The organism is Sulfitobacter sp. W074, from assembly GCF_025142275.1.
GTDB lineage: Bacteria > Pseudomonadota > Alphaproteobacteria > Rhodobacterales > Rhodobacteraceae > Sulfitobacter > Sulfitobacter profundi.
Map to the genome: position 1 here is coordinate 2,975,229 of NZ_CP081130.1, position 23,269 is coordinate 2,998,497.

Below are 23,269 nucleotides of genomic sequence, written 5' to 3' on the forward strand. Positions count from 1 at the left end.
GGCGGCATCAGCCAATTCATGTTTCAGTAGGAATATTCGGCGTAGATACGGCTCAGATCGCCGTTCCATGGCCCATGATAATCCGCCAGCAGATCATCCGCAGGCACGCGGCCCGTCTCGATACTATCGCGCAGGGCGTTGAGGAAATGCGTCTCATCCGGGACCAGCCCGCCTGCGCCGGGACGGGCGCGGGCTTTCAAACCGGCCTCTGACAGGGCCACCGCCTCGCGGGCCAGATCATGCATCTTTAGCCCGCCAACCTCGGCCTGAAGGCCGTGGGTCGAGGCCGCGATACGCAGCTCTTCTCGGGTGTCGGCATCCCAATCCTTGACCAAATCCCAAGCGCCATCCAACGCGCTCTGGTCATACATTAGCCCGACCCAGAAGGCCGGAAGGGCGCAAAGACGCCGCCACGGGCCGCCATCGGCGCCGCGCATTTCGATGAATTTCTTCACCCGCGCCTCGGGGAAGAGCGTGGTCAGATGATCGGCCCAATCGCTCAGCGTCGGCTTCTCGCCGGGCAGCGCAGGCAGCTCGCCCTTCAGAAAATCGCGGAAGGACTGGCCGAGCGCGTCGATATATTTGCCATCGCGGTAGACAAAATACATCGGCACATCGAGCGCATATTGCACCCAAGCCTCAAACCCAAAACCCTCGTCAAAGACGAAAGGCACCATCCCAGTGCGGGCATCATCCAGATTGCGCCACACCAACCCGCGGGTGGATTTCACGCCATTGGGCTTGCCGTCGAGGAAGGGTGAATTGGCAAAAAGCGCATTGGCGATGGGCTGCATTGCCACGGCGACGCGCATCTTTTGCACCATGTCGGCTTCCGTCGCGAAATCGAGGTTCACCTGAACGGTGCAGGTGCGGCGCATCATGGTGGTGCCCATGGTGCCGACCTTTTGCATATAGCCGTCCATCAACTTGTAGCGGCCCTTGGGCATCAAATCCATCTGCTCATGCGACCACTCGGGCGCGGCGCCCAGACCGATGAAGCCCACGCCGATCTCATCGGCCACATCTTTGACCTCGCGCAGGTGGGTGTTCACCTCATCGCAAGTTTCATGGATGGTTTCGACTGGCGCGCCCGACAGCTCCAACTGCCCGCCCGGCTCAAGACTGATGTTCGCACCCTCTTTTTCCAGCCCGATAAGCTTGCCACCCTCTTCGACCGGCGCCCAGCCGTGACGGTCACGCAGCCCTTCCAGCATCACCCGGATTGAGCGGTCGCCCTCATAGGGCAGCGGCTTATGGGTATCGGTGCAATAGCCGAATTTCTCGTGTTCTGTGCCGATGCGCCAATCTTCTTTTGGCTTGCAGCCGTCGGCCAGATACTGCGCCATTTGGTCATGATGTTCGATCGGGCCGCCGCCGGATTGAGGAATGGACATTTGCGAGGGCTCCGTTTTGAAGGGTCGTCTTGTGTGTCTTCTAAGGTGACGACTTGGCGTCGTGTTTAGCAGGGATGGGCGGATTTGCCGGGGCTGTCAATGCAGCAAGACATGCGCCGGACGCAGCGGCGCGCGCTCCCAGATCACAACGGCGTCATGGCGGGTCTTGCGCAACTCAAAGAGCATCCGCTCGGTGCGCAGGCCCGGCAGGGCGGCGAAAGCGTCAAAAAGCGCCTCGGAGCCAGCGGCATTCACCGGGATCAGCAGGGGCGCTTTATCGTCGCGCGGCTCAAGCCGCCAATGGGCTGGAAACATCTGTCGGTCGAGGCTGAGCCGCTGCAGTTCGCGCAGAGCGACCGTGCCGCCGGTCAGCGGGCCGAAATAGGTGATCTGCCCCTCGACAACCTGAACGGCCCCCGCCCCGTCACCTTCACCGCGAAAACGGGCACGTTGTACGCCGATCCAGATCAGCGCCGCGCCCCCGGCAAGCGCCGCATAGCCCGGGACCGCCAGCAAAAAGCCCGGCCCGGCCACCAGCCAGAGCCCAAAGAGCATCAGCCCGCCGCCGACGATCGCTTCGCGCCAGCGCCAAAGCTGGTCGCGGGCCCCTTGGCGCAGGAAACTCATTGGGCCATCCTTTGCATCACCAGTCTCCCAAAGCCTGCTGCCACATCGTCATCGCCGCCACCGCCGCCGTATCGGCCCGCAGGATGCGCGGCCCCAGTGTGACGGCGTGGGCATGATCAAACCCGTGCAAGCGCTTGCGTTCTCCTTCCGAAAAACCACCTTCGGGGCCGATGAGAATGGCCCATGGCCCGCCTGCACCCGTGGGAAGCGCGCCGCTCTCGCCAGCCAAAGCCTCATCGCAGAACATGATCTGACGGTTGCTGTCCCATTGATCCAGCAGCCGTCCTAGCTTCACCGCCTCGGCCACCTCGGGCACATAGGTGCCGCCGCATTGCTCTGCCGCCTCGACCGCATGGGCCTGAAGGCGCGGCTGCTGCACGCGGCCTGCGTTGGTAAATTCAGTCATCACCGGGACAATGCGCGACGCGCCCATCTCGGCGGCTTTTTCAACAATAAAGTCGGTGCGGGTCTTTTTGATCGGCGCGAAAAGCAGCCACAGGTCAGGCGGCATCTGCAAAGGTTTGCTCTGCTCGACGCAGGTCAGAACCCCGCCGCGCTTGCCCGCCTCGGCGACCTCGGCCAGCCATTCGCCATCGCGCCCGTTGAACAAAAGCACCCCGGCCCCGACCGACAGGCGCATCACCCCAAAGAGGTAATGCGCTTGCTCGCGCGCCAAAGGAACCGTTTGCCCCTGCCCCAAGGGCTGATCTACATACAATCTGATTTTCGCATTCATGGGGCCAGATATATGCACAACCAGCCGCCTTCGCCAGATGCTACGCCCGATGCGCCTGTTGCCGATGCTGTGACCGACAATTGGGTCGACCGTTACGCCCCTGCCGGACTGCGCCCCTACCTGCGGCTGAGCCGCGCGGATCGGCCCATTGGCACATGGCTGTTGCTGCTGCCCTGCTGGTGGGGGCTGAGCCTTGCGATCCTTTTCGATCAGGCGCCCCGGTGGGAGGATCTGTGGATTTTCGCGGGCTGCGGCATCGGCGCTTTCCTGATGCGTGGGGCGGGCTGTACGTGGAACGACATCACCGACCGCAACATCGACGGCAAGGTCGCGCGCACCCGCTCGCGGCCGATCCCTTCGGGGGCGGTCACGGTGAAACAGGCGCTGGCGTGGATGGTGGGGCAAATGCTGCTGGCGCTGCTGATCCTGCTTTCCTTTAACCAAGCGGCCATTGCCATGGGCGTGCTGGCGCTGCTGCCGGTGGCTGTCTATCCCTTCGCCAAACGGTTCACATGGTGGCCGCAGGTCTTTCTGGGGCTCGCCTTTAACTGGGGGGCGATGCTGGCGTGGACGGCGCACGCTGGCACACTGCACGCTCCTGCGATCGTACTCTACCTCGCCGGGATCGCTTGGACTCTGTTCTATGACACGATCTATGCCCATCAGGATGCCGAAGATGATGCGCTGATCGGCGTCAAATCCACCGCCCGGCTTTTTGGCGAGAATTCGGGCAAATGGCTGCGGCGCTTCCTCATGGCGACTGTCGGTTTGATGGGGATCGCCGTGATCTATGCCGGTCTGCCAGAGGCCTCGGTGCTGGCGCTGGCGATTGCGCTTGGCGGGCCTTGGGCCATGGGGTGGCATATGGCGTGGCAATTGCGCGGGCTGGACACCAAGGACAACGCCAAGCTTTTGCAGCTCTTTCGCGCCAACCGCGATACCGGCATGATCCCGCTGTTGTTTTTCGCAGCAAGTCTTCTGGCCTGATTGCACCCCCGGCAGGACGCGCGTATCAAGTCTTGAGCTTAACAACCAGAAGGCCGCCCATGCGCCTCTCCGCCATTTTCATGATCGCCCTGACCTTTGCAGCCGCAGGGGTGGTCTCTCTCGTGGCGGCAAGCTTTTCGGTGCAGTTGATCGAGGATACTTCTGAAATCGGTGTGCGTGACGCGCTGGACGATCAGGGCATGACATGGGCCGAGGTGCAGGCCGATGGTCTGCAAGTCACCCTCGCCGGGATCGCCCCGACCGAGGCCGTGCGTTTCCGCGCCCTGTCGACCGCAGGCACCGTGGTCGACGCCGCCCGCGTGATCGACGAGATGGAGGTCGAGGCCCAATCCGGCATCGCCCCGCCGCGTTTCTCTGCCGAGGTTCTGCGCAATGATGCGGGCATCTCGATCATTGGCCTGATCCCCACCAGCACCGACCGCGAGGCGGTGATCGACGCCTTTGATGACATGGCGGGTGACGCCACGGTGACTGACCTGTTGGAAGCTGCCGACTATCCAGCCCCCGAAGGCTGGGAAGACGCGCTGAACTTTGCGGTGCGTGCCATGGCGGACCTGCCCCGCGCCAAAGCCTCGGTCGATGCGGGGCGCGTGACGATTACCGCCATCGCCGACAGCGCCGCCGCCAAGGCCCAGATGGAGCGTAAACTGCAGCGCGCGGCCCCGCCCAGCCTGCGGCTGCGGCTCGACATTGCAGCACCCCGCCCGGTGATCACCCCCTTTACCCTGCGGTTTGAGATCGACGCCGAAGGCGCGCGTTTCGATGCTTGCTCTGCCGATACCGAAGCCGCCGCCAACCGCATCCTGAAAGCGGGCATCGCCGCCGGCGCGTCAGAAAGTGCTGATTGCACCATCGGTCTGGGTGTGCCCAGCCCGAACTGGGGCCGCGCCGTGGCGCTGGCCATCGAAGCGCTGAGCCGCGTGGGCCAAGGCGCCATTTCTTTCGCGGATGCAGACATTACATTGCTGGCTGCGCCCGGCACCGATTCCAACACCTTCGACCGCGTTGTGGGCGAGTTGGAAAACGCCCTTCCGGATGTTTTCGCCCTGACCGCGAAACTGCCGAAAGTCGAAGACCCCGACGCAGGCCCGCCCGAATTCACCGCCACCCTCTCTCCCGAGGGGCAGGTGCAACTGCGCGGACGGCTCTCGACCGAGGGGTTACGCGATCTGGCGGACAGCTACGCAAAATCGCATTTCGGATCGGCCAATGTCTATACCGCCGCACGTCTAGACGAGACCCTGCCGGACGATTGGGCCACCCGGGTCCTGACCGGGCTAGAGGCCATGGCCTCGCTGGCCAACGGCTCTGTCAACGTCACGCCCGACCGGCTTGAGGTGATGGGCAACACCGGCAACAAGGATGCGAACACCACCGTTGCCTCACTCTTGGCTGACAAGCTGGGCGAAGGTGCGGATTACAGCATCGACATCACCTATCAAGAAAAGCTCGACCCCATCGCGGGTCTGCCCACACCCGAAGAATGCGAAGCCGAGATTCGCGAAATCCTGAAAATCGGCAAGATCACCTTCGAGCCGGGCAGCGCCACGATCGACGCGGCCGCTTTGGGTACGATGGATGATATCGCCGAGGTGCTGAAACGCTGCGGTGACATCCCGCTGGAAATTCAGGGCTACACCGACAGCCAAGGCCGCGAATCGATGAACCTGTCGCTGTCGCAAAGCCGCGCGGAATCGGTTCTGAACGAATTGCGCGCCCGCCGGGTGCTGACCTCGTCCTTCCTTGCCAAGGGCTACGGCGAAGAAAACCCCATCGCCGACAACAAGACCGAGGATGGCCGCGAAGCCAACCGCCGCATCGAATTCCGCCTGATCCAACCCGAGGCTGAGACGCCCGAAGACGAAACAGCGCTGGAATCTGCTGAAGAAACGGGCGATACCACGGCAGAAGAGATCGGGGAATCCGACGAAACCGAAGAAGGCAGCGGTGATGAGCAGAACTGAGTTTGTCCTGGCAACAGCCATCATTCTTTTCGTGGCCTTCTGCATGGGATGGTTCGCCAACTGGCTGCTGAACCGCTTCACCCGTGTGGCCGCCGATGATGTGGCCCAGCTTGACCGGATGAGCCAAGAGCTTCACGAGGCCGAGGAAACCCGCGATCAGGCGATCACCTATCTGCAGCAGCGCGAAGCCGAACTGACCAACCAGCTTGCCCAGACCGAGGCAGAGCTGCGCGCCGCGATGGACGGCCTGCGCGATGCCCGCCACGAGGCCGAAGAGATGCGCGCCTATATCGAGCGTCAGAAAGCCTAGCCCCACGCCCTTCCGGAGGCTCCCATGGCCAAACTCGCCCATTCCATGATCCGCGTCTTCAATGAGACGGCATCGGTGAAATTCTACGAAGACGTTTTCGGGCTGAAGATTGCGGACCGTTTGGATTTTGACAGCTTCACCCTGATCTACCTGCGCGACGCCTCGGGCGATTTCGAGCTGGAGCTGACAGTCAACAAGGACCGCGATACGCCCTATGATCTGGGCGACGGCTATGGCCATCTGGCCTTTGTGGTCGAAGACCTTGAGGCCGCCCGCGACACCGCGTTCAAGGCTGGTGCCGCCCCGCGGGACATCGTCGATTTTCGCCCTGCCGGAGAAACGGTGGCGAAGTTCTTCTTTGTGGCGGATCCGGACGGCTATCAGATCGAAGTCATCGAAAAAGGCGGACGCTTCGCCTGAAGCAGAGGCTTACCAGCGCTCTAGCGCAGCCTCATCATCGTCTTTTGCAGCGACCCAAGCCTCACCCTCAGCCGTGATCTCGCGCTTCCAAAACGGCGCGCGGGATTTGAGATAATCCATCAAGAACTCCGCCGCCTCAAATGCGCTGCGGCGATGCCGCGCTGCCGTGGCGACCATCATGATCTGTTCGCCCGGCACCAGACGCCCATGGCGGTGGATCACCAGCGCATCTTGCAGATCGAACCGCGCAACGGCCTGCTGCGCAATCTCGCGCAGCGCCTTTTCGGTCATGCCCGGGTAATGTTCGATCTCCATCGCGCTCAGCGTGCCTGCATCATTGTCGCGCACGACGCCGGTAAAGGTCACAATCGCACCGCTGCCGCCCTCGCCCTTGGCGAAACGTGCGGTTTCCTCGGCCAGATCAAAGGGCGCTTCCTGCACCAAAACGCGCATGGGTCAGCCCCCGGTCATCGGAGGGAAAAAGGCCACTTCGCGCGCGCCATTCAGCGGGGCGTCGAAGTCGGTCAACTCCTGATCCACGGCCACGCGCAATGCGGAGAGGTCAGAAAACGCCACTTCATAGCGCTCTTCGCGCCCGCGCAATTCTTCGATCAGTTCGGCCACTGTGGTGGCTTGGCTCTCCACCCGCTCGCGGGGCAGGCCGATCCGTTCTCGGACCCAAGCGAAATACAGAACATCCATCAGCGTGGCTCCTTCAGATGTGGCAGCGCCTTGCGCAGGTAGTCAAAGCCGGTGATGGCGGTCAGCACCGCGGCGATCCACAGCAGGACCAGCCCCAACAGCCCGGCCCATTCCATCCCGGCGAGTTTCCAACCCAGCCCCAGAGTATCTTCGACCTCGCCATCAAGGATCGCTTCGATCATCTGCTGGTCCATGCCGAAAACACTCATGCCGAGGTAATGCTCGAACACACCTTGCGAGAACAGCACGGCGATGGCGATCATCTGCAGGGTCGTCTTCCACTTGGCCAGTTGGGTGACCTTCAAAGTGCCCGCAACGTCGCCCAGATATTCACGCAGGCCCGAGACAAAGACTTCCCGAAACAGGATCAGCGTGGCGGGCAGCACCAGCCAAGGCGACCAGCTTGAGAAGGCCACGATCACCATCAGCGCGATCACGACCATCGCTTTGTCGGCAATCGGGTCGAGCATGGCGCCCAGTTTGGTTTCCTGCCCCCAAGCGCGGGCAAGATAGCCATCAAACCAATCCGTCACCGCCGCCCCGACGAAGAGCACCAATGCGAACCAGTCGGCGTAGGGGCGCGTAAAATAGAGAAACATGACCGCCACACCGGGGGCCGCGACCAGCCTGAGCAGGGTCAGGATATTGGGCAAATTCCATTTCATGACGTTATCCTATCTTGCGCCGTTCGCGGCTGAAAGGACGAAACCGCGCCAGCGGCCTGCCCTTCGGCGGACGCATACCTAACCCTTTTCATGGAAGTAGCCATAAATTGTCTCTGCCAGCGCATCCGACACCCCTTCGACGGCCTTAAGATCGCTAAGGTTCGCGCGGCCCACCGCCTTGGCCGAGCCGAAATGCGCCAAAAGCGCCCGCTTGCGCGCAGCCCCGACGCCCGGCACATCGTCAAGCGGCGTGGCACTGACCCCCTTGGCGCGTTTCGCACGGTGGGTGCCGATGGCGAAACGGTGCGCCTCGTCACGCAGCCGCTGCACAAAATATAGCACCGGATCATTGTGCCGCAGCGCCATGACGCGCTTGCCGACACGGTGGAACTCTTCCTTGCCCGCATCCCGATCAATGCCCTTGGCGACGCCGACCATCGGAATGTCCTGCACCCCATGCTGCGCCATAATCGAGGCCACCGCGCTCACCTGCCCGGCGCCCCCATCAATCAGCAACAGATCGGGCCAAAGCCCACGACTTCGGTCTGGGTCTTCTTTAATCAGGCGTTTAAACCGGCGGTGCAGCACCTCTTTCATCATGCCAAAGTCATCACCGGGGGTCAGGTCATCGCCGCGGATGTTGAACTTGCGGTACTGGTTTTTCATCATCCCTTCGGGGCCCGCGACAATCATCGCGCCCACCGCATTGGTGCCTTGGATGTGCGAGTTGTCGTAAACCTCTATCCGATCGGGCGGTTTTGGCAGATCAAAGGCATCGGCCAGTCCCTGTAATAGCTTGGTCTGGGTCGCCGTCTCGGCCATCTTGCGGGCTAGGCTTTCGCGCGCGTTGCGCAGGGCACCGTCGACCAGTTCGGCCTTCTCGCCCCGCTGTGGCACCAACAGTTCCACCTTGCGACCAATCTTGCCACTCAGCGCTTCGGCCATCAGATCGGGGTTTTCGATCTCATTGCTCAGGATCAACTGCCGCGGCGGCTCGCGGGTGTCGTAGAACTGGCCGATGAAAGCCTCCAGCACTTCGGCGGCGTCCACATCGGCCCCGACGCGGGGGTAGTAGTCCCGATTGCCCCAGTTCTGGTTGGCACGGATGAAGAAGACCTGCACGCAGGCCTGTCCGCCCTCCATATGGAGCGCGATGATGTCGGCCTCGTTCACCCCTTGCGGGTTAATGCCTTGGGCCGTTTGCACCTGCGTCAGCGCCTTGATCCGGTCGCGCAGAGCGGCGGCGCGTTCAAACTCCATCGCCTCAGATGCCTCGGCCATATCCTGCGCCAGACGGCCCTGAATCTCGGTCGATTTGCCACTCAGAAACCGCTCCGCATCACGGACGGTCTGGCGGTATTCCTCGGCCGAGATCTTGCCGACGCAGGGGGCCGAGCAGCGTTTGATTTGGTGTTGCAGACAGGGCCGTGTGCGGCTGTCGAACATCGCATTGGAACAGTCCCGCAACAGGAAGACCCGCTGCAACTGGTTGAGCGTCCGGTTCACCGCGCCCGCGCTGGCGAAGGGCCCATAATAGCTGCCCTTCTCTTTCTTCGCGCCGCGGTGTTTCTTGATCTGCGGATAGTCGTGATCGGCGGTGACAAGGATGTTGGGAAAGCTCTTGTCGTCGCGCAGCAGCACGTTGAACTTGGGCTTGAGCTGCTTGATCAGGTTCTGCTCAAGAAGCAGCGCCTCGGTTTCCGTCTTCGTGGTCAAAAACATCATCGAAGCGGTATTGGCAATCATCCGCGAAATGCGGCCCGAATGCCCCGTCGGCCGCGCATAGGACGACACCCGCGCGCGCAGGTTCCGCGCCTTACCAACATAGAGCACGCGGCTCTCCGCATCGAGCATCCGGTAGACGCCCGGCGAGGAATCGAGCGACTTCAGATAGGCCTGAATCACTTGGCGGCCTTGCGGCGGAGGGCTGTCGTTTGGCGTGGTCATCTCAGGCGCTGATTCTCGTGCTTCGCTGCAATAGGACGGCAATGGGGGCAAGCTTTAACATGTCCACCAAACATGTGGATAACTCTGCCGATAACTTCTGGGCATCTTGGATTTCTCTTTGTTTTTAACATGGTTCGCTGATTTGCCTGTTTTTTAGGCACGATCGTAATGCACTGATTTCGCTCATTTTTTTGTTTGCCGTGAAACAAGCCCCTGAAAACAAAAGGGTTTCGGTAACACTTTGGTTACATAGGTTAACGAGGTGCAAAACTTCCCGCATGGCCGTCAGTTTCGGGGGCTTTTAGGGCTTGTATCCCACTGCAAATGTTCGCCGCCATCGGTGCAGATAAGCTGCCCTGTGACGCCCGGCGAATCGATGAAATAGCCCAGTGCCGCCGTGATATCCTCTGGATTTGCCCCCCGGCCCAAAACCGTGCCGCGGCGCTGCGCGGCAAAGTCTTCGGCGTCTTGATGCGGGCCTTGCAACGTGGGGCCGGGACCGATGCCATTGACCCGGATCGCCGGGGCCAGCGCCTGCGCAGTGGTGCGCGTCATTGCCCAAAGGCCCATCTTGGCGATCGTATAGGTGGTGAATTCCGGCGTCAGGTTGCGCACCCGCTGGTCCAGCATATTGACGATCAAACCGCGCGCACGCGGCTCGCCCCCGGCGTCGACCTTGGGCATCAGCCCCTGCCCCGCCATCGCCTGCGTCAACACGAAGGGCGCCCGCAGGTTGCTGCCCATATGGCGGTCCCAGCTTTCACGGCTGGCGCTCGCGATATCGTCCTGCTCGAATATCGAGGCGTTGTTCACCAGGCAGGTGATCGGCCCGCTAAGCGCCTCTGCCGCGCGGGGCAACAGCGCCCCGGCTGCGGTATCGTCCAAAAGGTCGGCTTGCAGGGCCACGGCGCGACGGCCCATGGCCGTGATTTCAGCGGCGGTTGCCTCGGCCCCGGCACGCGAGGTGGCGTAATGCACCGCCACGTCAAAGCCCCGCTGCCCGAGATAGAGCGCCATGGCGCGGCCCAGACGTTGCCCGGCTCCGGTCACCAATGCCCGCCGCATCTGCCGCCCTCCTCAGATCAGGATGATTAACAAATAAAGCCCGTAAAGCGCGCTGAGCGCCACACCCCAAAGCCGTGTGATGTCGCGCCCCAGATAGACGAAGGGGATCAGCAGTAGCGACGCGCCCAGCATCACCCACAGGTCGATCCGCAAGAAGGCTTCGTCGACCGAGATCGGGCCGACAAGGCTTGCGATGCCGATAATTGCCAGCAGGTTGAACATGTTCGAACCAATGACGTTCCCAAGCGCCACATCCGCCTGACGGCGCAGCGCCGCCATCACCGTGGTCGCCAGTTCCGGGAGCGACGTGCCCACCGCCACCAGCGTCAGGCCGATCACCGTGTCGCTGACACCGTAGGTCTGGGCGATGAGCGTCGCATTATCCACCAAAAGGCTCGCGCCCAAGGGCAGGCCGATCAGCCCGAGGATCAGGAACAGCGCAATCTGCCAGCCCGCCATGTCGGGGTCGGCGCCTTCGGGCTCTTCCTCTTCCTCAACCTCCACGCTGCGGCAGGCGCGGCGGTGGTCCTTGGCATCGCTGAAGGCGTCGTAGAGCATATAGGCCAGACCGGAGAGCAGGATCAGCCCCGAGATCCAGTCGAACACACCGCGGAAGGCCAACGCGATAAAGAGCAGCGAGGCCGCGATCATCTGATTATAGGTCTTGCGCGTGCTGCATTCAGAGGTGTGCATCGTCGCCAACAGAGCGGGAATGCCCAGCACCATCAGGATGTTAGCCGTGTTCGACCCGACCACATTGCCAAGCGCCAGCCCCGGCACCCCGTCCAAGATCGCCTTGACCGAAATCAGGAGTTCCGGTGCCGAGGTGCCGAAGGCCACGATCGTCAAACTGACGATCAGCGCGGGCACGCCAAGGCGCAGCGACAGGTTCACCGCACCTTTCACCAACGCATCCCCCGCAAACAGCAGGATCACGAGGCCAAGCCCCGAAAGTAGCCACGGCATCAGCATCAACGCCCTCCCTTACAGGCGCAATCGCCTTTGCCAATGCGGTAACGTCCGCAGTCACGGCATTTGGTCCGGGATAGGCGTTTGCCCCCCAGCCAATGCATTTTTCCAAACCAAGCGAGCAGGCCCATGGCCACCAGAAAGAGCAAAACGATCTTAAAAACCATGGGCTAGAGACCAAACCGCGCATAGGCCGCGCGTTCCTCTATGCCCTGCACCGCGTCCTGCACCATCTGCACGCCAAAGCGTGACAGCAGCCCGCGTTTCACACCGTAGCGGCGCAGTTTCACCTTGTCACCAAAGCGCTCTTTCAGAAGCGGTTTCAGATGGCCGACACCGTCGATCAAGCCCAGTTCGGCGGCGCGTTTCGCCAGCCAGATTTCCCCGGTAAAGAGGTCTTGCCCCTCGGGCAGCTTGCCCGCGCGGCGGGTCTTTACGTGGTCGATAAAGTTCTCATGAATGTCTTCGAGCAGCGTTTTCAGCCGCGCGACATCTTCGGGGTCTTCCGGGCGGAAGGGGTCGAGCATGGATTTGCTCTGCCCTGCCGTATAGACGCGCCGCTCAACCCCGTGTTCGCGGATGAATTCATGCACCCCGAAAGAGGCAGAGATCACCCCGATGGAGCCCACGACCGAGCTTGGGTCCGCGTAAATCTCATCTGCCGCCGCAGCCAGCCAATAGCCGCCCGACGCGGCGACATCTTCGACGAATGCGATGACGGGAATGTTCTTTTCCTCAGACAGCCGCCGAATACGCGCGCCGATCAACGAGGATTGCACCGGGCTCCCACCGGGAGAGTTAATCTCCAGCGCGACAGCGGCAGGCTTGCCCTTAGCAAAGGCCTTTTCGATGACCGGCCCCATCGTGGCATCGTTCAACACCGCACGGCCCTGCGAGCCGATCATGCCGGCAAGCCGGATCACGGAAACGCTGGGCGGGGATTTTAGGAAGGGCAGCCGAATTCTCATTCTTCTCATGTAGAACGCCCACCCGGTGCAAACAAGGCGGGCGCAGAAGTTTCGCGGCCCTCAGGCCCGCAGACGCCAGCCGGTGCGGAAAATCCACCAGATCACGCCAAGGCAAAGCGCCGTGAACAGCGCGATTGCCGCAAGGCTGGTCAGGATCGGCACATCGGCAGAGCCGAAAAACGCCCAACGAAAGCCTGAGATCAGATAGACCACCGGGTTGAAGTGCGAGATCACCTGCCAGACCGGCGGCAGCATCGAGATTGAGTAGAAGGACCCGCCAAGGAAGACCAGCGGCGTGACTATTAAGAGCGGCACCAGTTGCAACTGCTCAAAATTCCCTGCCCAGATGCCGATGATGAACCCCATAAGCGCGAAGCTGATGCAGGTCAGGATCAGGAAAGCGACCATGGCGATGGGATGCTGGATGGTGATATCGACAAAGAAAAACGCCGTGATCAAGATAATCGTGCCGATGAACAGCGCCTTGGTGGCCGCCGCACCGACATAGCCGATGACGATCTCGAAAAAGTTGATCGGGGCCGAGAGCAGTTCATAGACCGTGCCGATAAATTTCGGGAAATAGATGCCGAAAGAGGCGTTTGAGATCGACTGCGTGATGACGCTGAGCATGATCAGCCCCGGCACGATAAAGGCGCCATAGCTCACGCCCTCGACCTCTTCGATACGGCTGCCGATGGCTGCGCCGAAGACGACGAAGTAAAGCGACGTCGACAGCACCGGCGAGATGATGCTTTGTGTGATGGTGCGAAAGAAACGCGCCATTTCAAAGGCGTAGATGGCTTTGATCGCGGTCCAGTTCATGCCGCATCCTCCTTGAGCAGATCGACAAAGATATCTTCCAGACTGCTCTGCCGCGTCGCCACGTCTTGCAGCACCAAACCGCTTTCGGCGACTTTGGACAGCAGCTTGGTGATCCCGGTCCGCTCGGCGTTGGTGTCATAGGTATAGATGAGAGACCGTCCATCGGCGGACAGTTCAACATCCGGTGATTGCAGCGCCAGCGGCACTTCGGCAATCGGCTCAGTGAGCTGCACTTCGAGTTGTTTCTTACCCATCCGCGCCATCAGCGCGTCTTTCTCTTCGACCAGCAGCAACTCGCCTTTGGCGATGACTCCGATACGGTCGGCAATTGCCTCGGCCTCTTCGATGTAATGGGTGGTCAGGATGATCGTCACGCCCGAGGCTTTCAGCCCCGCCACGATTTCCCACATATCCTTACGGAGCTCCACGTCGACGCCCGCTGTTGGTTCGTCCAAAAACAGCACCTGCGGGTCATGCGACAGTGCCTTGGCGATCAGCACGCGGCGTTTCATCCCACCCGAAAGCTCACGGATCTGGCTGTCTTTCTTGTCCCAGAGCGAGAGTTGACGCAGGATTTTCTCCAGCACCGCCTCATCCGCCGGACGGCCAAACAACCCGCGCGAGAAGCGCACGGTGTTCAGCACCTTTTCAAACGGTTCAAGGTTAATTTCTTGCGGGACCAGCCCGATCATCGTGCGTGCAGCGCGGAAATCGTCCTTAATGTCGTGGCCACCAACGGTCACTGTGCCACTGGTCGCCGTGGTGATGCCGCAAATGGTCGAGATCAGCGTCGTCTTGCCCGCCCCATTGGAGCCCAAGAGCGCGAGAATCTCGCCCTGTTCGATCTGTAGGTTGACCCCTTTAAGCGCCTCGAAACCGCCCGCGTAGGATTTACGCAGGTTCTGAATATCCACGATTGTCGGCATGGTCGTCTCCGCTTTGGTAAGACGGGCAACCTAACGGGCTTTGGGCTGGGTGAACAGATGCGTTCAAGTCTTGGCGCGGCCGAACCAGCCCTTTTTGGCGGGGGCGTCTTCGCCGGGGGTTTCGGGCTCAGCGCCCTTTTCCGGCGTGCCTTCGAGCGAAGACTGCAGATTGTCGAAGAACTGATCCGCCATTTTCTTGGCAAAACCGTCGATGATCCGGCTGCCAAGCTGCGCCAGTTTGCCGCCAACCTTGGCCTCCACATCATAGCTCAACTCGGTGCCGCCGTCCTTTTCGGCAAGCCGCACTTCCGCGCCGCCCTTGGCGAAACCGGCAGCGCCGCCTTTGCCCTCGCCCGTGATTATCAGTGCTTCGTTCGGCACCAGATCAGAAAGTTTCACATGGCCCTTAAAGGTCGCCTTCACCGGGCCGACCTTTTGCACCACCGTGGCGTCATAGCCGTCTTCGACCGAGCCGGTCACGTCTTGGGCGCCGGGCACGCAGGTTTGCAGCATCTCAGGGTCCAGAAGGGCTGCATAGACCTCGGCCGGGGTGGCGGCGATCTGGCGGGTGTCGGACATCTGCATGGCTGGCTCTCCCTTAAAGCGATGCGCCCAGCCTAGCGGGTAATTCTGCGCAAACCAATGTCAAAGCGCTGGACCTTTCCCGCCGGGCTGGTAGGTCTTTGCCATGACAACCACTCCCCATAACCGCGCCGGTCTGGCGATCGGGCTGATCCTTCTCGGCGTGGCCGCGATTTCGGTCAATGACATGCTGATCAAACGCCTGTCGGGCGGCTATCCGCTGCATCAGATCGTTTTCACCCGCTCGGCCATCGGGATCGTGTTGGGGCTGTTGCTGGTCAAACTTGAAGGCGGGTTTCACCTGCTCAAGACGCGGCAGCCGGGGCTGCACCTGCTGCGTGGGCTGCTGATCGTGATCTCGAACATGTCGTTCTTTCTGGCGCTTTCGGTCCTGCCGTTGGCCGAAGCGACGGCCCTGTTCTTTGCCGCACCCCTGTTCATCACGCTGCTGTCGATCCCGGTCTTGGGCGAAAAAGTCGGCCCGCTGCGCCTTGGCGCGGTGATCGTGGGGTTCATTGGTGTGGTCATTATGATGCGCCCTTGGGCTTCTACGGCGACGCTCGAAGTTTCCCGCTGGGTTCTGCTGCTGCCGGTGCTGGCAGCGCTGACCTATGCATTGAACCAGCTTATGACCCGCAAGCTCGGCGTGAACTCCAAAGCTTCGGCCCTGATGGTCTATATCCAAGCCGCTTTTGTCGCCGTGTCGCTGGGGTTTTTCCTGATCGCGGGCGATGGACGTTTCGTGGATGAAGGCAGCAACCCCTCGCTGCAATTCCTGCTGCGCGCATGGATTTGGCCCGCACGAGAGGATTACCTCACCTTCCTCGGCATCGGCCTCAACATCGCGCTGATCGGCTATTGCCTAAGCCAAGCCTACCGGCTGGGCGACGCCGCCACCGTGGCACCGTTCGAATATATCGGCCTGCCGCTGGCGGTGTTCTGGGGTTTCGTGGTCTTCGGTGACCTCCCGGTTTGGGAGGTCTGGGTCGGGATCGCGCTGATCCTCGCCTCTGGCCTTTTCGTTTACCTGCGCGAGCGCCAAAAGGCGCTGCGCGTAACACGTTTGCAGGGCGGGCGGCGGGCCTAGCGGGCCACCTCGACCACCACCTTGCCCGTTGCCTTGCGGTCGCGCAGCAGGGCCAGCGCTTCGTTGGCCTGCTCTAGCGGCATGACGTTGCTGACATGGGGCTTGAGCTTGCCGGCGACATACCATTCGATCAGCTCAGCGAAACTGTCGGTCAGCACCGAGGGCTTAATCTTGGCATAGCCGCCCCAGTAAAAGCCCAACACGCTCAGGTTCTTGACCAGCAGGATATTCGCCGGGATCTGCGGCACCTCACCGCTGGCAAAACCTAGCGGGATCAGCCGCGCTTCGGGGTTGCAGGCGCGCATGGCGGCTTTGAACTGATCGCCGCCCACGGGGTCATAGACCACATCGGCGCCGCCCAATTCCTTGACGATCGCGCGGATGTCGTCGGTCTCGGAATTGATCAGATGGTCGGCCCCGGCCTCTTTGCAGACTGCGAGTTTATCCGCGCCGCGTGCCACGGCGATCACCTCGGCCCCCATCAGCTTGCCCAGTTCCACCGCCGTCAGGCCAATGCCGCCCGAGGCACCCAAGACCAACAGCCGCTCACCCGGTTGCAACCGCGCCTTATAGTCCAACGCGACATGGCTGGTGCCGTAAGCGATGAGGAAAGCTGCCGCATCCACGGCGGTCATCTCTTCGGGGATCGGCACGCAGACCGCGGCGGGAATGGCCGCATATTCGGCCAGCCCGTCAAATCCGGTATAGGCCGCCACGCGCTGCCCGACTTTCAGGTGATCGACCCCCGCGCCCAAAGCGGTGATCGTGCCCGCCATCTCCATCCCCAAGGTAAATGGCAGCGGCGGTTTTTCCTGATAGGTGCCTTTGATGATCAGCAGGTCCCCAAAGTTCAGCCCGCAGGTATCGACTTGGATCAGCACCTCGCCCTGCGCCGGCATCGGCATCTCAAGCTCTTGCAAGGTGAGCGGTTCGTCATAGGCGGTGACTTGCATGGCGCGCATCGGGCTGTCCTTTCGTGCTGCTTTGGGATTGAAGAGGCCAGATGCCGCCGCACTTGGCAAGGCCCGAGGCACGCGCCGCTGCGTCAGCCGGGCATGATCACCAGCCGGATGCCATAGGCCACCACCGCCAGCAAGGCGACGCTGGCCAGCCAAAGCGCCACGAACCAGCCGCTGCGTTTCAGCCATTTTCCCATCAGTGATAGCCCTCCTCGGGGTCGATCTTGCCGCGGAACACCCAATAGGCATAGGCCGTGTAGCTGAGGATCAGCGGCAGCAGCACCAGCGTGCCGACCAGCGCGAACATCAGGCTTTCATCGGGGGCGGCGGCATCGGCGATGGTCAGGCTTGGCGGCACCATATGCGGGTAAAAGCTGATCCCGATGCCGATGAAGCCCAACACGAACAGCGCCTGCGCACAGAGGAACGGCTGAATGTCCGCCTTGCGTTGCAAGCCGCGCAGCATCCCAAAGGCCGCAAGCGCCACCAAAAGCGGCACCAAGCCGCTGAACAGCGCCGTGGGCCACGCGAACCACCGCTCGAAATAGACGGCATCGGTGAACGGCGTCCAAAGGCTGACCATCCCCATGAAGACCAAAGTCGCCACCGCCAGCGGCCAGGCGAGGCGGCGCATGTGGGCCTGAATGCGGCCCTCAAGCTTCATGTTGAGCCACGTGGCCCCCAGCAGAGCATAGCCCACGGTCACCGCCACCCCGGTCAGGATCGAGAAAGGCGTGAGCCAATCCCACCAGCCGCCCGCATAGGCGCGGCCTTCGATCTCGATCCCCTGCACCAGCGCGCCAAGGGCGATGCCCTGACAGAAGGAGGCCACCAGCGAGCCGCCGAAAAACGCCATGTCCCACAGGGGCTTCCAACGTTTGGTGCGCCAACGGTACTCGAACGCCACGCCGCGAAAGATCAGCCCCAGCAGCATCAGGATGATCGGCATGTAAAGCGCTGGCATGACAACCGCATAGGCCAGTGGAAAGACCGCAAAAAGCCCACCGCCGCCCAGCACCAGCCAAGTCTCGTTGCCGTCCCAGATGGGGGCGACCGAGTTCATCATCACGTTGCGCTCGCCCTCGTCCTTGGTCATCGGAAAGAGCAGCCCAACCCCCAGATCGAACCCGTCGAGGACGACATAGATCAGCACGGCACCGGCGATGATCCCGGCCCAGATGAACGAAAGTTCCAGTCCAAACATCTCAGCTATCCCCGCGCTTGTTTTTGACCGCTTTGTCTCTGACCGCCGCCTCTTCGCCGACAGCAAGGATCGGCCCGTCATCCTGCGCGGCGTCATCCTGCGCCGCGTCGCGTTCGTCTTCCAGCACATGATCCACAACCGGTTTGCGCATCATCGCCACGATATACCACGTGCCCGCGCCAAAGACGAAAAAGTACACCACGATGAAAGCGATCAGCGAGGTCGCCACGGCAGGTGCCTCAATCGGTGCAAGGCTTTCAGAGGTTCGCAGCAGCCCGTAAACCGTGAAGGGCTGCCGCCCGACCTCGGTCGTGATCCAGCCCGCCAGCACCGCCACAAAGCCGGTCGGCCCCATCAGCAGCGCCAACCGGTGCAACAGCGGCGCGTCGTAGAGCCGCCCCCGCAGCCGCGCGAGTGCGGCCCAAAGACCCAGCCCCAGCATCGCAAAACCTAGTGCGATCATGATGCGGAAAGACCAGAAAACAATTGCCACGGGCGGCTCATCCTCGTCCGGGATTGTGTCCAGCCCCGGCAGCGGCGCGTTCAGATCATGCTTGAGGATCAGGGAAGACAGCTTGGGGATCTCGACCGCGTAATCAATGCGCTTTTCCTCAGGGTTCGGGATGCCGAAAAGGATCAACGGCGCGCCATCTGGATGGCTGTCGTAATGCCCCTCCATCGCCATGACCTTGGCGGGCTGATGCTCCAGCGTGTTGAGGCCGTGCATGTCGCCCGCAAAAATCTGTAGCGGCGTGACCAACAGAAGCATCCACATCGCCATCGAGAACATCCGCCGCGCGGCCCGGTCGGCGTGATCGCGCAGCAAGTGCAAACCGCCGACCGCGCCCACGACCAGCGCCGTGGTCAGATAGGCCGCCAGCACCATATGCACCAACCGGTAGGGGAAAGAGGGGTTAAAGACGATCGCCCACCAGTCCTCGGGCACGAATTGACCGACGTCGTTGATGCCAAAGCCCGCAGGGGTTTGCATCCAGCTGTTGACCGACAGGATCCATGTCGCCGAGGCCAGCGTGCCCAGTGCCACCAGCGCTGTGGCAAACATATGCAGCCCGTCGCCGACCCTTTTGCGGCCAAAGAGCATGATGCCAAGGAACCCGGCTTCGAGGAAGAAAGCCGAGAGGACTTCATAGGCCATCAGCGGCCCGACAACCGGCCCTGCCTTGTCGGAAAACACCGACCAGTTTGTGCCGATCTGGTAGGACATGACGATGCCCGAGACGACCCCCATGCCAAAGGCCACGGCAAAGATTTTCTTCCAATAGTTAAAGAGCTTCAGATAGGTTTCTTCGCGTTTCCACAGCCAAAGCGCGTTCAGCACGGCCAGAAAACTCGCCAACCCGATCGAGAAAGCCGGGAAGATGATGTGAAACGAAACCGTGAATGCAAACTGCACCCGCGCTAGGATTTCGGCGGTGTAACCGTCGAGCATGAGAAGCCCTCGCGTGTTGTTTCCTGACCTATATAGGACCGGGGGGAGGGAGAGGCACAGGCTAAATTGCCGCAGTCCTTTGCGCGCGCTAACTGTCGAAGGTTATCACGACGCGCAGCCCCGGCGCGTTGTCGATCAGTTCCAGCCTTGCCCCATGCAGTTTCGCCACCCCATCGACCAGCGCCAGCCCCAGCCCATGGCCCGGCGTGCCCCGGCTGCGGTCAAGCCGGTAGAGCCGCTGCAGCACTTTGTCGCAGTCCGCCGCCGGAATGCCGGGGCCGCTGTCCGCTAAAGTGAGCACGACCTGTCCTGCCGTCTGGTTCAACGATATCTCTACCGCTTCGGCATCGCCGGAATGGCGCAGAGCGTTCTCGATCAGATTGGCCAGCAGTTGGCCCAACAGCGCCCGGTCGCCGGTGACATGGGTCGATGTCTCCGGCAGATCGCAGAGCAGACGTTTGCCCTGCTCCCCCGCTGCGGGCTCATAAAGCTCGATCATGGTGCGGCAAAGCGCGGCCAGATCGACGGGGGCGAAATGGGCGCGGGCGTCGCCCTGCTCTACCTGCGCCAATTGCAGCAGGGATTGGAAAATGGCCGCGATACCGTCCAACTCGGCGCGGGCGCGGGCCAGCGGCTCGGCGCGGTCCTCGCCCGTGGCCTCGGCCCGATCCAGATCGTCCAGATGCACCGAGACACGCTGTATCGGCGTCTTCAGATCATGCGCGATATCCAGTGACACCTGCCGCAACGCCGCCACGGAGGTTTCCTGCGCCCGAGCCATCTGGTTCACCGCCTCTCCGATGCGCAGCAGGTCATCCGACCAGCGTGCCCCCGGCGCGACCCTTGCTGCCAGATCGCCCGCAGTGAGCCGGTCCAGCGTGGCGCGGATCACCTCAACATGACGTTTAGAGCGTCGGGCAAGGATCAGCCCGCCCGAGAGCGCAATCAGCACCGTGGGCAGAAGGCTGACCAACAGAATGTTGACGAAAACCTCACGCAGGGCCGTGATCTCGGCCCGGCTGCGCGCGATGGTCAAAAGCCCGCCATAAAGCGTGTCGGTCAGGGTCAGATAAACCCCGGTATACTGCGCCCGCGCCGCGCCGATTGAGACGATGTGATAGCCCTCGTTGTCCCGCGCGATGGCCCCGTTGCCGTAGATACGCCCATTCGGGCCGATATAGCTGAGGATCAGACGGTTGGGATCAGTCTCACGCGATTCCGCCTCGACCAGCCGCGCCAATGCCGAGGCGCCCGGGGCGGCGCGAAAGCCTGCCATGTCCTGCGCCAGATCGGCGCGGATGGCCTGCTCGAACGACCGCTGCGTGACCGCATAGCTTGCCGCGAGACTTAAAAGGCTGACGATGGTGAACAAAAGCACCAGCAAAAGCGCCAGACGCAGCGGCATCGACCGCCAGAGCCCCGCCAGCCGCGCCCTCATGCGTCGATCCTATAGCCCGCGCCGCGCACGGTTTGGATCAACTCGGTGTGAAAGGGCCGGTCCACTTTGGCGCGCAACCGGCTGATGTGGGTTTCGACCACATTGGTCATCGGATCAAAAGAGATATCCCAGACGGCCTCTAGCAGCATGGTGCGCGTCTGCACCCGGCCTTTGCGGCGCATCAGATGCTCCAACAACGCAAATTCGCGCGGCAGCAAGTCGATGTCCTGCCCGGCCCGCGTCACCCGGCGGCTGATGAGGTCCATCGTCAGATCCCCGGCGCGCAGGGTGGTCTCCTGCTCCAACGCCTGCGGACGACGCGCCAGTGCGTTCACCCGTGCCGACAGTTCGCCAAAGGCAAAGGGTTTGACCAGATAATCATCCGCCCCGGCGTTCAGCCCGTCGATCCGGTCTTCGACCGCGCCCATTGCCGTGAGCAGCAACACCGGTGTGGCATTGCCTGCCCCGCGCAGGGTTTTCAGGAGGGTCAGCCCATCAAGTTCCGGCAGCATTCGGTCGAGGATCAGCACGTCATATTGCCCGGTGGTGGCCTGCACCAACCCGTCGCGGCCATCGGCCACCACATCCACCGCATGCCCCTCTTCGCGCAGGCCGCGCGCGATATAGGTGCTGGTGGTGGTATCGTCTTCGACAACAAGCAGTTTCATCGCAGTCTCATGTAGGATCACCAAAGGTTTAGGGCAAATCCGCGGCCCACGCATCCTGCGGCCTGCATTCTCACAAATTTGTATAGCCCCTGCGACGGGGCTGTAAAACCTGCGCCCCAAATAGGGGTCCAGAAACACCGAATGCACAGCAAGGAGCATCTCATGAACCAGACCTTTTCCAAGGCCCCCCGCGCCGCCGCCCTTGCGCTGAGCGCCGCCGTCGCCGCGACCCCGATGCTGGCGCTTGCGCCCACAGCCGCGCTGGCCGTCCCGGCTGGCGGCTATGCCGACTTGGTCGAGGCCGTCTCTCCCGCCGTGGTCTTTATCGAAGTGACCGCCAAACAGCAAAGCACACAGATCCAGCAGCAACTGCCCCCCGGCATGCCCGAAGAACTGCGCCGCCGGTTTGAACATATGCTGCCCGACCAACCCGGCGCCGAAGCGACTCCGCGCCAAGGTCTGGGGTCCGGTTTCATCATCTCCGAAGATGGCCAAATCGTGACAAACCACCACGTCGTCGCAGGCGCCGAGACGGTAACCGTGAAGCTCGCCGATGGCCGCAGCTTTGACGCCGAGGTCGTGGGCAGCGACGCGATGACCGACATCGCGCTGCTAAAGGTCGCCGCGGATGTGGACCTGCCCAAGGTGGACTTCGGCACCTCCAAGACCCTGCGCGTCGGCGATGAAGTCGTGGCCGTGGGCAACCCCTTTGGTCTTGGCGGCACCGTGACTTCGGGCATCATTTCGGCCCTGTCGCGTGACATTCAGGCCGGGCCGTTCGATGATTTCATCCAGACCGACGCGGCGATCAACCGCGGCAACTCCGGCGGGCCGCTGTTTAACAACGATGGCGAAGTTGTGGGTGTGAACACCGCGATCCTGTCGCCGGGTGGCGGCTCTGTCGGGATCGGCTTCTCGGTGCCTTCTGACCTCGTGCAGACCATCGTGGCCGATCTGGCCGATGACGGCTTGGTCGAGCGTGGCTGGCTGGGTGTGCAAATCCGGCAGATGACCCCCGAGGTCGCCAATGTGCTGGGCTATGACGAGCCGCGCGGCGCGGTGATCGAAGCGGTTTCCGAGGACAGCCCCGCCGCCAAAGCGGGCCTTAAGAAAGGTGATATCATCCTGTCCTTTGGCGACACAGAGGTGGACGATCTGCGCGACCTGACCCGCGCGGTGGCAACCACCACGCCTGAGACGGCAGCAGAGGTTGTCGTGCTGCGCAAAGGATCTGAGCAGACCCTCGACGTGACCGTGGGCACGCTGGAACCCAAGCCGGCGTGATCCATGCCTTCCCGGCGCCCCTCATGCCGCCGGGAAACCCCAGCCCTTAACCCTCGCCGGGGCTGGGCAGCCTG

The 23,269-nt window shown here is 62.1% G+C and carries 25 protein-coding genes; 6 read left to right on the top strand and 19 right to left on the bottom strand.

Annotated elements, in window-relative coordinates; genetic code table 11:
* Nucleotides 1–23: 23 nt before the first annotated feature.
* From K3762_RS14745 to K3762_RS14755, 3 genes are all read right to left on the bottom strand, one after another.
* Nucleotides 24–1,394 (bottom strand): glutamate--cysteine ligase, encoded by a 1,371-nt coding sequence (locus tag K3762_RS14745; RefSeq protein WP_260010253.1) that lies wholly within the window; start codon nt 1,392–1,394, stop codon nt 24–26.
* A gap of 96 nt (nt 1,395–1,490) precedes the next feature.
* A complete protein-coding gene (locus tag K3762_RS14750; protein ID WP_120351764.1) occupies nt 1,491–2,021 on the bottom strand; it encodes a hypothetical protein in 531 nt (176 codons plus the stop codon).
* 16 nt (nt 2,022–2,037) lie between these two features.
* Complete coding sequence (locus K3762_RS14755) at nt 2,038–2,757, bottom strand: 16S rRNA (uracil(1498)-N(3))-methyltransferase (RefSeq protein WP_259946114.1); 720 nt, start codon at nt 2,755–2,757, stop codon at nt 2,038–2,040.
* Nucleotides 2,758–2,769: 12 nt separating this feature from the next.
* Between K3762_RS14755 and ubiA the strand changes: the two genes are divergently transcribed.
* The 4 genes from ubiA to K3762_RS14775 are packed head-to-tail and all read left to right on the top strand — an operon-like array spanning nt 2,770 to nt 6,459.
* Complete coding sequence (gene ubiA / locus K3762_RS14760) at nt 2,770–3,744, top strand: 4-hydroxybenzoate octaprenyltransferase (protein ID WP_120351766.1); 975 nt, start codon at nt 2,770–2,772, stop codon at nt 3,742–3,744.
* Between the two features lie 59 nt (nt 3,745–3,803).
* On the top strand, nt 3,804–5,729 hold the full coding sequence (locus K3762_RS14765) for an OmpA family protein (RefSeq protein ID WP_120351767.1): 1,926 nt from the start codon (nt 3,804–3,806) through the stop codon (nt 5,727–5,729).
* Complete coding sequence (locus K3762_RS14770; protein WP_007118939.1) at nt 5,716–6,039, top strand: hypothetical protein; 324 nt, start codon at nt 5,716–5,718, stop codon at nt 6,037–6,039. Before K3762_RS14765 ends, K3762_RS14770 begins: the two co-directional genes overlap by 14 nt.
* Nucleotides 6,040–6,063: 24 nt before the next feature.
* Nucleotides 6,064–6,459, top strand: coding sequence for a VOC family protein (locus K3762_RS14775; protein WP_132444242.1), 396 nt, complete (start codon nt 6,064–6,066; stop codon nt 6,457–6,459).
* 9 nt (nt 6,460–6,468) lie between these two features.
* Here K3762_RS14775 and K3762_RS14780 read toward each other — a convergent pair whose 3' ends face one another.
* The 10 genes from K3762_RS14780 to K3762_RS14825 all read right to left on the bottom strand — a co-directional run bounded on the left by K3762_RS14780 (nt 6,469) and on the right by K3762_RS14825 (nt 15,108).
* A complete protein-coding gene (locus K3762_RS14780) occupies nt 6,469–6,912 on the bottom strand; it encodes a molybdenum cofactor biosynthesis protein MoaE (RefSeq protein ID WP_132444241.1) in 444 nt (147 codons plus the stop codon).
* A gap of 3 nt (nt 6,913–6,915) precedes the next feature.
* Complete coding sequence (gene moaD, locus K3762_RS14785) at nt 6,916–7,164, bottom strand: molybdopterin converting factor subunit 1 (RefSeq protein WP_132444240.1); 249 nt, start codon at nt 7,162–7,164, stop codon at nt 6,916–6,918.
* The gene (gene pgsA / locus K3762_RS14790; protein WP_132444239.1) at nt 7,161–7,826 is read right to left on the bottom strand and encodes a CDP-diacylglycerol--glycerol-3-phosphate 3-phosphatidyltransferase; all 666 of its coding nucleotides are present in this window, start codon (nt 7,824–7,826) and stop codon (nt 7,161–7,163) included. Before pgsA ends, moaD begins: the two co-directional genes overlap by 4 nt.
* 78 nt (nt 7,827–7,904) lie before the next feature.
* Nucleotides 7,905–9,773 (bottom strand): excinuclease ABC subunit UvrC, encoded by a 1,869-nt coding sequence (gene uvrC, locus K3762_RS14795; protein ID WP_067628891.1) that lies wholly within the window; start codon nt 9,771–9,773, stop codon nt 7,905–7,907.
* Between the two features lie 285 nt (nt 9,774–10,058).
* Nucleotides 10,059–10,838 (bottom strand): SDR family oxidoreductase, encoded by a 780-nt coding sequence (locus tag K3762_RS14800; RefSeq protein ID WP_120351773.1) that lies wholly within the window; start codon nt 10,836–10,838, stop codon nt 10,059–10,061.
* 12 nt (nt 10,839–10,850) lie between these two features.
* Entirely contained in the window at nt 10,851–11,810 is a 960-nt protein-coding gene (locus K3762_RS14805; RefSeq protein ID WP_260010267.1) for a calcium/sodium antiporter, read from the bottom strand.
* 167 nt (nt 11,811–11,977) lie between these two features.
* Nucleotides 11,978–12,775 (bottom strand): S49 family peptidase, encoded by a 798-nt coding sequence (locus K3762_RS14810; RefSeq protein WP_260010269.1) that lies wholly within the window; start codon nt 12,773–12,775, stop codon nt 11,978–11,980.
* A 60-nt stretch (nt 12,776–12,835) separates the two neighbouring features.
* Nucleotides 12,836–13,597, bottom strand: coding sequence for an ABC transporter permease (locus K3762_RS14815; protein ID WP_067629772.1), 762 nt, complete (start codon nt 13,595–13,597; stop codon nt 12,836–12,838).
* Nucleotides 13,594–14,523, bottom strand: a complete 930-nt coding sequence (locus tag K3762_RS14820) for an ABC transporter ATP-binding protein (RefSeq protein ID WP_260010272.1) — start codon at nt 14,521–14,523, stop codon at nt 13,594–13,596. The genes K3762_RS14815 and K3762_RS14820 overlap by 4 nt, the downstream gene beginning before the upstream one ends.
* 63 nt (nt 14,524–14,586) lie before the next feature.
* A complete protein-coding gene (locus K3762_RS14825; protein WP_260010274.1) occupies nt 14,587–15,108 on the bottom strand; it encodes a CoxG family protein in 522 nt (173 codons plus the stop codon).
* A gap of 103 nt (nt 15,109–15,211) precedes the next feature.
* On the opposite strand from K3762_RS14825, the gene K3762_RS14830 reads away from it, so the two are divergent.
* Complete coding sequence (locus K3762_RS14830; RefSeq protein ID WP_260010276.1) at nt 15,212–16,192, top strand: DMT family transporter; 981 nt, start codon at nt 15,212–15,214, stop codon at nt 16,190–16,192.
* Here the strand turns inward: K3762_RS14830 and K3762_RS14835 are convergent.
* The 6 genes from K3762_RS14835 to K3762_RS14860 all read right to left on the bottom strand — a co-directional run bounded on the left by K3762_RS14835 (nt 16,189) and on the right by K3762_RS14860 (nt 21,911).
* Nucleotides 16,189–17,154: an NADPH:quinone oxidoreductase family protein gene (locus K3762_RS14835; protein ID WP_132444234.1), complete on the bottom strand. Its 966-nt coding sequence runs from the start codon at nt 17,152–17,154 to the stop codon at nt 16,189–16,191. The genes K3762_RS14830 and K3762_RS14835 overlap by 4 nt on opposite strands.
* Before the next feature lie 83 nt (nt 17,155–17,237).
* Nucleotides 17,238–17,348: a DUF2474 family protein gene (locus tag K3762_RS14840; protein WP_082849496.1), complete on the bottom strand. Its 111-nt coding sequence runs from the start codon at nt 17,346–17,348 to the stop codon at nt 17,238–17,240.
* On the bottom strand, nt 17,348–18,355 hold the full coding sequence (gene cydB / locus K3762_RS14845; protein ID WP_067629754.1) for a cytochrome d ubiquinol oxidase subunit II: 1,008 nt from the start codon (nt 18,353–18,355) through the stop codon (nt 17,348–17,350). Before cydB ends, K3762_RS14840 begins: the two co-directional genes overlap by 1 nt.
* Before the next feature lies 1 nt (nt 18,356).
* Nucleotides 18,357–19,805, bottom strand: coding sequence for a cytochrome ubiquinol oxidase subunit I (locus K3762_RS14850; protein WP_132444233.1), 1,449 nt, complete (start codon nt 19,803–19,805; stop codon nt 18,357–18,359).
* 88 nt (nt 19,806–19,893) lie between these two features.
* Nucleotides 19,894–21,243, bottom strand: coding sequence for a HAMP domain-containing sensor histidine kinase (locus tag K3762_RS14855; RefSeq protein ID WP_260010282.1), 1,350 nt, complete (start codon nt 21,241–21,243; stop codon nt 19,894–19,896).
* The gene (locus tag K3762_RS14860) at nt 21,240–21,911 is read right to left on the bottom strand and encodes a response regulator transcription factor (RefSeq protein ID WP_120351781.1); all 672 of its coding nucleotides are present in this window, start codon (nt 21,909–21,911) and stop codon (nt 21,240–21,242) included. The genes K3762_RS14855 and K3762_RS14860 overlap by 4 nt, the downstream gene beginning before the upstream one ends.
* A 162-nt stretch (nt 21,912–22,073) precedes the next feature.
* On the opposite strand from K3762_RS14860, the gene K3762_RS14865 reads away from it, so the two are divergent.
* Entirely contained in the window at nt 22,074–23,195 is a 1,122-nt protein-coding gene (locus K3762_RS14865; RefSeq protein WP_132444232.1) for a Do family serine endopeptidase, read from the top strand.
* Nucleotides 23,196–23,269 lie beyond the last annotated feature (74 nt).